9 protein-coding genes are annotated in these 12,714 nt (G+C 68.4%); 8 read left to right on the forward strand and 1 reads right to left on the reverse strand.

Features of this window, described 5'->3' with window-relative positions; all coding sequences use genetic code 11:
• The first annotated feature begins 421 nt into the window (after window positions 1-421).
• The 3 genes from J2Z30_RS00135 to J2Z30_RS00145 are packed head-to-tail and all read left to right on the forward strand — an operon-like array spanning window position 422 to window position 5,810.
• A complete protein-coding gene (locus J2Z30_RS00135) occupies window positions 422-790 on the forward strand; it encodes a hypothetical protein (RefSeq protein ID WP_044577411.1) in 369 nt (122 codons plus the stop codon).
• Between the two features lie 2 nt (window positions 791-792).
• On the forward strand, window positions 793-1,350 hold the full coding sequence (locus J2Z30_RS00140) for a hypothetical protein (RefSeq protein WP_044577407.1): 558 nt from the start codon (window positions 793-795) through the stop codon (window positions 1,348-1,350).
• Window positions 1,347-5,810 carry a DUF6531 domain-containing protein gene (locus tag J2Z30_RS00145; RefSeq protein WP_078956970.1) on the forward strand — a complete coding sequence of 1,488 codons (4,464 nt, stop codon included), beginning with the start codon at window positions 1,347-1,349 and terminating at the stop codon, window positions 5,808-5,810. Before J2Z30_RS00140 ends, J2Z30_RS00145 begins: the two co-directional genes overlap by 4 nt.
• A gap of 652 nt (window positions 5,811-6,462) precedes the next feature.
• On the opposite strand, the gene J2Z30_RS00150 is transcribed toward J2Z30_RS00145, so the two are convergent.
• Window positions 6,463-6,930 carry an ATP-binding protein gene (locus J2Z30_RS00150; RefSeq protein ID WP_078956969.1) on the reverse strand — a complete coding sequence of 156 codons (468 nt, stop codon included), beginning with the start codon at window positions 6,928-6,930 and terminating at the stop codon, window positions 6,463-6,465.
• Window positions 6,931-7,116: 186 nt separating this feature from the next.
• On the opposite strand from J2Z30_RS00150, the gene J2Z30_RS00155 reads away from it, so the two are divergent.
• The 5 genes from J2Z30_RS00155 to tyrS all read left to right on the forward strand — a co-directional run bounded on the left by J2Z30_RS00155 (window position 7,117) and on the right by tyrS (window position 12,690).
• The gene (locus J2Z30_RS00155; protein WP_209468488.1) at window positions 7,117-7,914 is read left to right on the forward strand and encodes a helix-turn-helix domain-containing protein; all 798 of its coding nucleotides are present in this window, start codon (window positions 7,117-7,119) and stop codon (window positions 7,912-7,914) included.
• On the forward strand, window positions 7,911-8,114 hold the full coding sequence (locus J2Z30_RS00160; protein WP_044577401.1) for a DUF397 domain-containing protein: 204 nt from the start codon (window positions 7,911-7,913) through the stop codon (window positions 8,112-8,114). Before J2Z30_RS00155 ends, J2Z30_RS00160 begins: the two co-directional genes overlap by 4 nt.
• A 149-nt stretch (window positions 8,115-8,263) precedes the next feature.
• The gene (locus J2Z30_RS00165; RefSeq protein ID WP_044577398.1) at window positions 8,264-9,799 is read left to right on the forward strand and encodes a TldD/PmbA family protein; all 1,536 of its coding nucleotides are present in this window, start codon (window positions 8,264-8,266) and stop codon (window positions 9,797-9,799) included.
• The gene (locus J2Z30_RS00170) at window positions 9,796-11,190 is read left to right on the forward strand and encodes a metallopeptidase TldD-related protein (protein WP_044577396.1); all 1,395 of its coding nucleotides are present in this window, start codon (window positions 9,796-9,798) and stop codon (window positions 11,188-11,190) included. Before J2Z30_RS00165 ends, J2Z30_RS00170 begins: the two co-directional genes overlap by 4 nt.
• An 84-nt stretch (window positions 11,191-11,274) precedes the next feature.
• Window positions 11,275-12,690, forward strand: coding sequence for a tyrosine--tRNA ligase (tyrS, locus tag J2Z30_RS00175; protein ID WP_044577395.1), 1,416 nt, complete (start codon window positions 11,275-11,277; stop codon window positions 12,688-12,690).
• The last annotated feature ends 24 nt before the right edge of the window (window positions 12,691-12,714 follow it).

Raw genomic sequence — 12,714 nt, forward strand, 5'->3', positions numbered from 1 at the left:
CCCCGGACATCCGGGGCGGCCGCTTTTCATCACGCCGCGTCGCGCGGCGGTCACCACTGGTGTCAGTCACCTGTGCGAAGATAGCCCGCATGTTTGGCGAAGGGGACAGCAGACCGCCTGGTCAGGGCGGCAGGACGACGCTGGCGGAGCTCGTCCGCCAGGAGACCGCCGCGCGGATGCCGGAGCGGGAGAAGTGGGCGGCGCTGCGGAAGGCACGCCCAAACCGTCGTCCGCGTCACCGAAACCACGCCGGACCTCGCCACCGGCCCGAAGCCTGGAACCCCACCTCACCGGCAACTGCGCCTCGTTGCTGAATATTGTCATGTAGCGGCGTTCCGGGGTGTTGGCCGAAAAGGTCGCCATGGCTGTGCCAGCACGCTTGCTGTCGTGCGTACGGTGGCGTGATGGGAAGGGGGATGGCATGTCGCTGCGTGACCTGGTACGCCAAGAGGCCCTCGCGCATATGACTCCAGCGGAGCGCCTCGCGCAACTGCGTTCCGCACGGCTGTATTTCCGGCGGCCCGAGCAACCCGGCTTCTTCGTCTCGGAGACGGTGGAGGGACCGGTGGTGGCGGTCTTCACTTCCTGGGAGGGGCTTGCCCTGTTCGCGGGGACGTGTGAGTGGGCATCCACCACCGCCGAGGACCTGATGGAGCAGCTGCCGGAGGGGGTGAGGGCGCTGGTCGATCCGCTGGGTCCGCGTCCGTTCGTGCTGGACGCGGTAATGGCCGATGCGTCGGCGGATGCCGCTGGAGCGGCACATGAGACAGCCGAGACCCGGGGGGAGTAGACGTGGCGGGGGAAGACGGAAGCGGCAAGGGCACGCCCGGTGGGACTGGCCCGGCGCCGGGTGCGGGTTACGCGGTGGAGATATCCGGGGTCCGCAAGGTCATGAAGCCGCTGGAGGAGTCCGTCGTAGCGGCCCGCAGGATTAAGGACGACTGGAAGACGATGGCCGGGGATATCGACCTCGCGGCCACGATCGATATCGAGAAGCCCGCCAAGGACATGCTCTCCAAGTGGGGCTACGGTATGGGCCGTATCGCCCAGCACGCTGACGAGATCCTTGAGACGTTGCGGCAGGTACTCTCCGCCTACCTCATGGCCGACTTGCTGCGCATCAAGGACTTCTCCCCGACCGAGGACAACATGGCCAAACTTCCGGTAGGCGACCACGGTCTGCAGGTCTGGAAGGAAGGGCACCGGGGGAAATTCGACCCCGCTCCGAAGAGCCTTCAGGAGCAGTGGGACGAAGAGCCGAGGCCGGAGAAGGCCCCTCGGATCCGCCGCCTCGGGAAGGACCATGTCATCGATTGGGAGAGCGATGACAATCGGGGCCCCATCGCATGACCTCGAAGGACGCAACGGAGGGGGCCGGACCCGGTGCCACCGAGCGCATACCGCCGCACGCCAAGCCCAGCGATGTCATCATCGGCAGCCCCGGCAAGATCGATGACCTGGTCGTCAAGCTCCGTGCCTATGCGGAAGCGTTCGGTGACGGCAACGACAAGCTGGCTGCCCTCGTGCGTATGCCGTGGACGGGCGAAGCCGCCGAGGGCTTTGAGGGCGCCGTCAAAGCGCTTCCGAGGGAGCTGAAGGCGGCACGCAAGTACTTCAAGTCCGCGGCCAGTGCCCTGGACGCCTATGCCGACAAGCTGCGGTCCGTCCATAAGCGGCTCAAGCCGATCATCGCGGATGCGGACGCCGCCCGTGCCGCGTCCAAAAAGCACGCCGATCAGGTTGAGAAATACGACGCGGCCGTGGACCGCAAGGACGACGACCTTCCGGACAAGCCACCAAACGAAGATCCCGGTTCCACCGCGCTTCAGGACTGCTATCGCCGTCTGGACATCCTGGAGAAGGAACTTCAAGGCGTCGTCGAGACCTCCAAGAAGAAGCTGGAGGCGGCGGCGGACAGGGCCCCTGACGCGCCCAAGGGATGGGCGCGTGTCCAGAGTAAGGGACAGGACTTCCTCTACGGATCCTGGGACACCCTGCGCGGCTTGTACAAGCATGGCGAATACCTGGTCGAGGACGGTTTCGGCGGCTGGTCCATGCAACTTGCCGGAATGGCCGACGGCGTCGTCTACGCGCAGGAACACCCCAAGGAGTTCGCCAAAGCCGCCGTCAACTGGGACGAATGGCAGCGCAATCCCGCCCGCGCGGCCGGCCAGCTCACCCCCGACTTGCTGCTCGCACTGGCCACCGGCGGCGGGTCCGTCGCGCGCAAGGGCGCCTCTGCCGCCAAGGACGCCGCCAAGCGACTGGCCGGCCGCGAGCGGGCACTGCGCCGGGACGGCAGCGGGCGCGAACGCGCGGACGGCGAGCCGAACAAGCACGACAAGTGCAAAGGCGAGAAGTGTGGCCTCAACGAGCCGGTGGACGCCGCCACAGGGGAGATGTTCACCTCGGCGACGGACGTCGAACTGCCAGGTGCCCTCCCGCTCGTGCTGGAGCGGCACTACATATCGGGGCATCCGTGCGGCGGCTGGTTCGGCCCCACCTGGGCCGGGACGCTGGACCAACGGCTGGAGCTGGACGACAAGGGCGTCGTCTACATCGCCGACGACGGCATGGTGCTGACCTACCCCGTCCCCGAACCCGACGTGCCCACCCTCCCCACCAGCGGACCCCGCTGGCCGCTGTCCTGGGACGGCAAGCCGGACAGCACCATGACGATCAGCGCCCCGGAGCGCAACCGCACGCTGCACTTCGCCCCGCTGCCCACCGGCGGATCGGAGCTGGCCCTCTCAGCGATCACCGACCGGGCGGGCAACCGCATCACCTTCGGCTACGACGCGAAGGGCGCCCCGCAAGAGGTCGCGCACTCGGGCGGCTATCGCATAGCCGTGGACACCGATCCCGGGCTGCTGCGCATCACCGGCCTTCGTCTGCTGCACGGCCAGGACGGGCAGCGCAGTACCACGCTCGTCTCATACGCCTACGATGAGGCGGGCAATCTCGCCCAGATCATCAATTCCACGGGCGACCCGCTCCGCTTCCGCTACGACGACCAGCACCGCATCACCGCTTGGGAGGACCGTAACGGCACCGCGTTCGGCTACGTCTACGACCACCGAGGGCGGGTCCTGCGCACCGTCGGCCCCGACGGCACCTTCTCGGGACGCTTCCGCTACGACGAGGCAGCGCGCACCACCCGCTTCACCGACTCCCTTGGCCACGAGTCGGTGTACGTCTACAACGAGGCGTACAAGATCGTCTCGGAGACGGACAACCTCGGTCACACCACCCGAACCGAGTGGGACGAGACCAACCGCCGTCCCGTGACCGTCACCGACCCCCTGGGCCACACCACCCGTTACACCTACGACGACCTCGGCAATCCCACCCGGATCGAACGCGCGGACGGCACCGCCCTCACCGCCGTCCACGACGACGACTGCCTCCCCCTGGAGATCCGCGACCCGAACGGCGGCGTGTGGCGCCACGTCTATGACGACCGGGGCAACCGCACCTCCACCACGGACCCCACAGGCGCGGTAACCCGCTACGCCTACAACGACGCGGGACACCTCACCGGGATCACCGACCCGCTGGGGCACACGACGACCGTCACGCCGAACCCGGCCGGCCTCCCGACCGCCCTCACCGACCCACTCGGCCACACCACCCACATCCAGCGCGGCCCTCACGGGCGCCTCACCGCACTCACCGATCCCCTTGGCCACACCACCCGCCACGGCTGGACCATCGAGGGCAAGCCCGCCTGGCGCGAGAACCCCGACGGCACCCGCGAAACCTGGGAGTGGGACGGCGAGGGCAATCTCGTCACCCACACCAACGCCGCGGGCCACACCACCACCTACACCCACACCCACTTCGACCTCCCCGCCACCCGCACCGACCCCGACGGCGCCCACTATGCCTTCACATACGACACCGAGCTGCGCCTGACCGGGGTCACGAACCCGCAGGGCCGGACGTGGACGTACACGTACGACGGGGCGGGTCGGGTCGTCTCGGAAACGGACTTCAACGGCCGCACTCTCAGCTACCAGCACGATGCGGCGGGCCGCCTGATATCCCGGGAGAACGGCGCGGGCGAAACCCTGGCCTACACGCGCGACGCGCTGGGCCGCACGGTCGCCACGCGCACGGCGGACGGCACGGAGACGACGTTCGGGTACGACGCGGCCAGCCGCCTGACCCGGGCGGCGAACCCGGACACGGAGCTGAGCCGCACGTATGACGCACGGGGCCGGGTCCTGATTGAGGCGACCGGCGGCCGTACGACGTCGTACGCGTACGACGCGGCGGGCAACCGCACCGAGCGGATCACCCCGAGCGGCCTGCGCTCGACCTGGGCCTACGACGCGACAGGCCGCCCGACGACCCTCACCACGGCGGACAACTCCCTGCACTTCGCGTACGACGCGGCGGGCCGGGAGACGGCACGCACCTTCGGCGACGACGTGACCCTGACCCAGGCGTGGGACGCCCTGGACCGCCTGACGACACAGTCCCTCACCCACGCTTCCGGTGCGGCTGAGCTGTTGCAGCACCGGACGTACGTGTACCGCCCGGACGACCACCTCACCGAAATCCGCGAGCTGACGTCCGGCACCCGCCGCTTCGACCTGGACCCGGTCGGCCGCGTGACGGCGGTCCACGCCCACGGCTGGACCGAGACCTACGCCTACGACGCGGCGGGCAACCTGACGCACGCCACGGCCCCGGGCCACGCGTCCCCCGGGGACTGCGAGTTCACCGGCACGGTCATCCACCGCGCGGGCCGCACGATCTACGAACACGACGCCCAGGGCCGCCTCGTCCGCCGCACCCGCAAACTCCTCAACGGCCAGACCCGCACCTGGACCTACACCTGGAGCCCCGAGGACCGCCTGACGGACGCGACCACCCCGGACGGCGAGCGCTGGCACTACACGTACGACCCGTTGGGCCGCCGCACCACGAAGCATCGGCTGGCGGAGGACGGCACGATTGCCGAATCGGTGAACTTCACCTGGGACGGTACGCGCCTGGCCGAACAGACGACGACCGAAGGCACGACTCTGACCTGGGACTACACCCCAGGCACCCACCGCCCCCTGACCCAAACCGAGCGCCACACATCGCGTGAGCCAGCGGCGGAAGCATCCCCTGTCCTCCGCCGCTTGACCGACACGACCCCGCAATCGGAATACGACGCCCGCTTCCACGCCATCGTCACCGACCTGGTCGGCACCCCCACCGAACTGGTCACCCCCGACGGGGAATTGGCCTGGCAACACCGCACCACCCTCTGGGGCACCCCGCTCCCCGCCCCACCCGGCTCAGCCGACTGCCCCCTCCGGTTCCCCGGCCAATACGCGGACGCGGAAACCGGCCTCCACTACAACTACTTCCGCCACTACGACCCGGAAACGGCGCGCTACGCCTCACCGGATCCTCTGGGGCTCGAACCAGCCCCCAATCACTACAGCTACGTCCGCAGCCCTCACCGCTGGACGGACCCGCTAGGGCTCAATGCCTGCGAAGACGCAAGTAAGATCGATGTTGATAGCCTCAAAATGACGCGCACAGTGGAACGTCACCTTGAGGACGTCCACGAGATAAAGAACGACAAGGACGGCGGCAGAGCATTCGTCCGATCTCGTCCGTTCACAGATTCATCCCTGACGGTTCGGGAAGTGATGGAGGGAAGCGAGCCCTACACCGATCCCCGCGGCGCTGAAGGAGCGGTTCGGTGGGACACTCCCGGCAGTTTCCACGGCCGAGAGGGAAAATGGGAACTGGTGATTGACACGAACACCAACACCATCCTGCATTTCAACTTCACGAGAGAGTGATGAGAATCAAGACGCTGTGGAAACCTTCCGAACCCCTGCCGGGTGAGCTTCTGTACAGCAGGTCAGAGTACGGCTTCCGTTTCCGGAGCAAAGATGCCCAACGTCTCGCTGCAGACGAGGGCGGCAGGGGGTTTACCAGCGTATCGATTGACACCCTTCAGATCGAGGTCAGCGTACAAACCGGCCGAGCTCTCTACGTATGGGGATACGAGCCCTACACTAGCTGGCGCAACGAGAATATCAATACCCCCGAAGCGCGACCTGGAATGGTCGTTTTGCAGCCAAGTGAACCATTCGAAGAGGGTGTCTCTCTGTCAATCCCGGCTCGGCACTGGGATCGACGATACGACCGATCCACTGGCTGGTTCGTGACGAGCCCAAAGGATCTCGGTGACGCCGAGTGGCACGTCGAAATTGCCGAGGGAATTGTACTAGGCGGATCGACGCAAGGAGTTAAATCAGTCTATCTAAGGCCCACTTTCGAGGACTGAAGTTCGGAACGCAGAATCCAAGGCGTTTACAACTGCGATTTGCCGTCCCATTGAACGGGTCCGGGGCATGCTCGGCGAGCCGCTCCGCGATTTCCCGTAGACGTCCGTACTCAACCGCCCACGCTCCTTCATCACGGCTAACCTGCTCGTCCCTGCCCCCATCAACGCGCGTCTTTGGCTCCGGTGTCTCCCGTGACCTGCCGCGACCGGTCCTCCTCGGACGCGAGAGCGTATTCGCACCACACCGTCTTGCCGACGCCCCGCTCGGCCACCCCCCATTTCGAGGCCAGCGCGTCCACGAGCAGCAGCCCGCGTCCTCCCTCCGCGTCGTCGTCACCGTGCTCACGGACCACGGGGCGCCGCTCGTCGCGGGCGTCGGACACCTCGATACGGGCCGAGACGGGGGCCCGACGGCCGTCGGGATCGGGCGGCGGCTGAACGCTGAGCCGCAGATGAAAGCGGCGACCAGGCACGTGCCCATGGCTCACGGCGTTCGCCGCGAGTTCCCCCGCGATCAGCGCGAGGCTCTGCGAGGCGTCACTGTCACGGGGGATGCCCCACTCCTCCAGTCTGCGGACGACGATGCGCCGGGCGAGCCGGGCACCGTGCCGGGAAGAGGTGAAGAACATCTCGAATGTACCGCTAGGGGAATTTTCGCCATTCACGTCACCGAGCGTGGCGAAGCGCGCCTAACCTGACCAGACAGGCAGCGGGTACGCAGGGTCGCGGTACGGGAACGGTCGGTGTCCGTACGGGAGGACCGCCGTGACGCCGAGGGGAAGCGGGGCGTTCTCGCGCAAGGAGGTGGGTGGGTCATGGCGGGTGACATCGTCAAGTGCATCGGCAGGCAGGTGAAGCTCTTCCGCGAACGGGCAGGGCTCACGCAAGCACAGTTGGGTGAGGCGATCGGGTACAGCGAGGAGCAGGTCTCCTCGGTCGAGCAGGGACGCCGGGTGCCACAGCCGGACTTCCTGGACGCGGCGGACGAGGCGCTGGAGGCGTTCGGGGTGCTGCGGGCCGCCAGGGAGGAAGTCGCCAACGTACAGCTCCCGGCGTTCTTCCGGGGCGCGGCACGGCTGGAGGCGCAGGCGGTTGAATTCCACGCGTACGAGAACCAGGTGATTAACGGGTTACTCCAGACCGGCGATTACGCCCGCGCTGTCTTCACGATGCAACGCCCGATGCTGGGCGAGGAGACCATCGAGCAGCGGGTCACCGCCCGGTTGGCCCGGCAGGAACTCATCACTAGGCAACCCCCGCCCATCATGAGCTTCGTGACCGAGGAGGCGGTGTTGCGCCGACCATGCGGCGGAACACCGGTGATGCGCGCGCAGTTGGAACATCTGCTGCACATCGGCCGGATGCGAAATGTAGATCTTCAAGTCATGCCGACGGGGCTGGAAGAGCACGCCGGAGCTGGCGGCCCGTTTGCCTTGCTGGAGCCCAAGGGGCGCCAGATGATGGCCTACGTAGAGGTCCAGGACATCGGCAGATTGCTGACGGATCGCAAAGCGGTCCGCACGCTGGAACAGCGCTACGGGATCATCAGAGCCCAGGCTCTCACTCCACGGGAGTCACTGGCTTTCATCGAGAAACTGCGGGGAGAAACGTGAACAACAACGACATCGGACTGTCGTGGTTCAAGAGCAGTTACAGCAGCGGTGAGGGCGGCATGTGCGTCGAGGTGGCCGCCACCGCCGACACCGTCCACGTACGGGACTCCAAGAACCGCCACGGAGCACGACTCGGCTTCTCCATACGCCAGTGGGACGCGTTCATCGGCCGTCTGAGGGCGGGAGAGTTCGGCCGGTAACCACCCGTTCGGCCGCCCTGGGCAACCGGGGCGGCCGTTGTCCTTCCGCCGCGCGGAGCGCGACGGCAATCACCGCGCCCCACCCCCCAGCCGCATGGTTCACTGCCGACGGACACCACGCGACGTACACCGACGAAGAGGAGCCGCCCGTGACGCACGAGATTGATCCGTCCTTCCTCGCGCTGCCGCTCAGGGCGCTCGCGGACGCGGCGCTCGCGCGGGCCCGCGCGCTCGGGGCCGAGCATGCCGACTTTCGGTTGGAGCGGGTGCGGGGTGCCGCCTGGCGGTTGCGGGATGGCAGGCCGTCGGGGGCATCCGATACCACCGATCTGGGGTATGCGGTGCGGGTGGTGCACGGCGGGGCGTGGGGGTTCGCGTCGGGGGTGGATCTGAGCATGGACGCCGCCGCGCGGGTGGCCTCGCAGGCGGTGGCGATGGCGAAGCTTTCGGCCAAGGTGATCGAGGCGGCGGGGTCCGATGAGCGGGTGGAGTTGGCGGCCGAGCCGGTGCATGCCGACAGGACCTGGGTTTCGTCGTATGAGGTCAACCCGTTCGATGTGGCCGACTCCGACAAGACCGGACTGCTCGCCGAGTGGAGCCGGCGGCTGCTCGCGGCCGATGGGGTCGCGCACGCGGACGCGTCGCTGCTGACCGTGCAGGAGAACAAGTTCTACGCGGACACGGCGGGCACCGTGACCACCCAGCAGCGGGTGCGACTCCATCCGCAGCTCACGGCCGTGGCCGTGGATCCGGCGAGCGGCGAGTTCGACTCGATGCGCACCCTGGCCCCGCCGGTCGGGCGCGGCTGGGAGTATCTGACCGGCGGGCCCGGCGCGGGCGGTTGGGACTGGGACGCGGAGCTGGCGGAGATCCCGGAGCTGCTGGCCGAGAAGATGCGCGCGCCATCCGTGGAGGCCGGGTCGTACGACCTGGTGGTGGACCCGTCCAATCTGTGGCTGACCATTCACGAGTCGATCGGCCACGCCACCGAACTGGACCGCGCGCTCGGTTACGAGGCGGCGTACGCGGGGACCTCCTTCGCCACGTTCGACCAGCTCGGAAAGTTGAAGTACGGCTCCGAGGTCATGAATGTGACCGGGGACCGGACCGCCGAGCACGGGCTGGCCACCATCGGCTACGACGACGAAGGCGTGGCCGCCCAGTCCTGGGACCTGGTGAAGGGCGGCACGCTCGTCGGCTATCAGCTGGACCGCCGGATCGCCCGGCTGACCGGCTTCGAGCGGTCGAACGGCTGCGCCTTCGCCGATTCGCCGGGCCATGTGCCGGTACAGCGGATGGCCAACGTATCGCTGCAGCCCGCCCCCGGCGGCCCCGCCACGGAGGAGCTGATCGGGGACGTCGAGAACGGTCTGTACCTGGTCGGCGACCGCTCCTGGTCGATCGATATGCAGCGGTACAACTTCCAGTTCACGGCGCAGAGGGCGTATCGCATCAGGAACGGCGCTCTGGCCGGGCAGGTGCGCGACTTCGCCTACCAGGCCACCACCACCGACTTCTGGGGTTCGATGACGGCCGTGGGCGGCCCGCGGACGTATGTCCTGGGCGGCGCCTTCAACTGCGGCAAGGCCCAACCCGGGCAGATCGCGGCGGTCTCGCACGGCTGCCCGTCGGCGCTGTTCCGCGGCGTCAACATCCTCAATACCACCCAGGAGGCCGGACGATGAGCGTGCAGCCCCATGAGATCGTCGAGCGCGCCCTGGAGCTGTCCCGCGCGGACGGCTGTGTGGTGATCGCCAACGAGACCTCGACCGCCAATCTGCGCTGGGCGGGCAACGCCCTGACGACCAACGGCGTCACCCGCGGCCGAACCCTGACCGTCGTGGCCACCGTGAACGGCGGGCAGGGCACCGCCTCGGGCGTGGTGTCCCGGTCCGCGGTCACCGCCGAGGAGCTGGAGCCGCTGGTCCGGGCCGCCGAGGCGGCCGCGCGGGAGGCGGAGCCGGCCGAGGACGCCCAGCCGCTGGTGGATCGGGAAACAGGCGCGGCGGTCTCCCCCGGCTTCACCGACTCCCCCGCCGTGACCTCCTCCGAGGTGTTCGCGGGCTTCGCGCCCGCCCTCGGCGAGTCCTTCTCCCGGGCCCGCGCGGGCGGCCGGGAGCTGTATGGATTCGCCCACCATGAGCTGGTCTCCAGCTATCTCGGCAGCTCCACCGGGCTGCGGCTGCGCCATGACCAGCCCACCGGCACGCTCGAGGTCAACGCCAAGTCACCGGACCGGACGCGTTCGGCCTGGGCCGGGCGGGCCACCCGGGACTTCACCGATGTGGACCCGGCCGCGATCGACGCCGAGCTCGCCCGGCGGCTGGCCTGGGCCGAGCGGAAGGTGGAGCTGCCGGCGGGCCGCTACGAGACGCTGCTGCCCCCGAGCGCGGTGGCCGATCTGCTGATCGACCAGCTGTGGTCGTCCTCGGCCCGGGACGCGGTGGAGGGCCGCACGGTCTTCGGCAAGCCGGGCGGTGGCACCCGGATCGGCGAGAAGCTGTCCGAGCTGCCCTTCACGCTGCGCAGCGACCCGGCCGAGCCGGGTCTTGAGGCGGCGCCGTTCGTGATCGCGCACTCGTCCGGGGACGACGCGTCGGTCTTCGACAACGGTCTGCCGCTGTCCGCCACCGACTGGGTCCGTGACGGGGTGCTCCAGCAGCTGATCACCACCCGGCACACATCCGCCCTCACCGGGCTGCCGCTCGCCCCCGCGGTCGACAACCTCATCGTGGACGCGGGCGGCACCCGCTCGCTGGCGGAGATGGTCGCGTCGACCGAGCGGGGGCTGCTGCTGACCTGCCTGTGGTACATCCGCGAGGTCGACCCGGCCACGCTGCTGCTCACCGGGCTGACCAGGGACGGCGTGTATCTCGTGGAGAACGGCGAGGTGGTCGGCGAGGTGAACAACTTCCGGTTCAACGAGTCGCCGGTGGATCTGCTCGCCCGCGCCACCGAGGCGGGCCGCACCGAGCGGACGCTGGCACGGGAGTGGAGTGACTACTTCAACCGCGCCGCGGTGCCGCCGCTGCGCATTCCGGACTTCAATATGAGCTCGGTCAGCAAGGGGGTGTGAGGAGCCGAATAGACTGGTCCACGCCCATCCGAAGCGACCGTTTCGGATCCGTCCATTTCCGTTTCGTCTATCCCCAGGAACGCCATGACACGCCTCGGCGAATCCGTCGCCCGCGCCAGCGAGCTCCTCAGCCAGGAGCTCTCCTCCGACAAGACCGTCGAGCGGCTGCTCGAGGAGACGGGCTCGCGGCGCTATATCGACCTGACGGACCTCTCGCCGACGGAGCAGGCCGAGCTGATCGCGTCCCGTACGGTCGAGATCCTGCCCGGCGTGGCGGAGCTGGCCAAGCGGATCGAGGAGCGCCGCGGCGCCGGCCAGGGCCTGGCCATCAAGCTGGGCATCGACCCGACGGCCGCCGATGTGCACCTCGGCCATGTGGTGCCGATGATCATCCTCAGCCGCTTCCAGCGCATGGGGCATGACGTCACGCTGCTGATCGGCGACTTCACGGCCAAGATCGGTGACCCGTCGGGCCGTACGGCGGAGCGCCCGCCGCTGACCGACGAGGACATCGCCCGGAACCTCGCGGGCTACCAGGACCAGGTCCGGCCGTTCTTCGACTTCGGACAGGTCAACTTCCGGCAGAACAGCGAGTGGCTGGCGCCGTACACCTTCCCTGAGCTGCTGGGGCTGCTCTCCCAGGTGCCGGTCTCCCAGCTGCTGCAGCGCGAGGACTTCCGCAACCGGCTGGCCGACGGCTCCGGGCTGACCATGTCCGAGCTGCTCTACCCGATCGCGCAGGCCCTCGACTCGGTGGCCCTGGAGTGCGATGTGGAGCTGGGCGGCGCGGATCAGCTGCTCAATCTGCAGATGGGCCGCAAGCTGATGGAGCTGCGCGGGCAGCGGCCGCAGTTGGTGGTCACGATGCCGCTGATCGAGGGCACGGATGGCACCGGCGCCAAGATGTCCAAGTCCAAGGGCAACTATGTGGCGCTCTCCGCGACCGCTGACGATGTCTTCGGCAAGATCATGTCGATTCCGGACCGGCTGATGAAGCCGTACCTGGAGGCATGGACCGAGTGGACGGACACGGAGATCGCCGCCGCGATCGCCCGGGTCGAGAAGCGGTCGCTGCACCCGATGGATCTGAAGAAGGTCCTGGCGGGCGAGGTGGTGGCGGCGCTGTACGGCCTCGAGAAGGCGATGGCGGCCCGTGCGGGCTTCGTCGCCCAGTTCTCCAAGAAGAGCTTCACCGACGTCGAGACGCCGGTGGTCGACGCCGGGGAGCACGGCACGGAGTCCATCGCGACCGTGCTGAGCAAGGTGCTGGAGTTCCAGCCCAGCGCCTCGGCCGCCCGCCGGGTCGCCAAGCAGAACGGTCTGCGGCTGGTGATCGAGACCGAGGGCGGCCAGGAGTCGGTGGTGCTGCCCGAGGCCCAGGCGGTGCGCCCGCTGGCCGAGGTGGTCACGGAGACGCTGGCGTCCGCCGGGCTCACGGGGGCCTCCGGCGCGGTCTACCTCAAGGCCGGGCGGAAGATCGCCCAGGTGCGCGGGTTGTAGTCCGCCCGGCTCACGACGGGAGCC

The organism is Streptomyces iranensis (assembly GCF_017874715.1).
In the GTDB taxonomy this organism is placed as follows: Bacteria; Actinomycetota; Actinomycetes; order Streptomycetales; family Streptomycetaceae; genus Streptomyces; species Streptomyces iranensis.

Coding starts and splice junctions, on each gene's coding strand:
- J2Z30_RS00135 (WP_044577411.1), top strand. CDS start 422: ATGTCGCTGCGTGACCTGGTACGCCAAGAGGCCCTCGCGCATATGACT.
- J2Z30_RS00170 (WP_044577396.1), top strand. CDS start 9,796: ATGAGCGTGCAGCCCCATGAGATCGTCGAGCGCGCCCTGGAGCTGTCC.
- J2Z30_RS00155 (WP_209468488.1), top strand. CDS start 7,117: ATGGCGGGTGACATCGTCAAGTGCATCGGCAGGCAGGTGAAGCTCTTC.
- tyrS (WP_044577395.1), top strand. CDS start 11,275: ATGACACGCCTCGGCGAATCCGTCGCCCGCGCCAGCGAGCTCCTCAGC.
- J2Z30_RS00145 (WP_078956970.1), top strand. CDS start 1,347: ATGACCTCGAAGGACGCAACGGAGGGGGCCGGACCCGGTGCCACCGAG.
- J2Z30_RS00150 (WP_078956969.1), bottom strand. CDS start 6,930: ATGTTCTTCACCTCTTCCCGGCACGGTGCCCGGCTCGCCCGGCGCATC.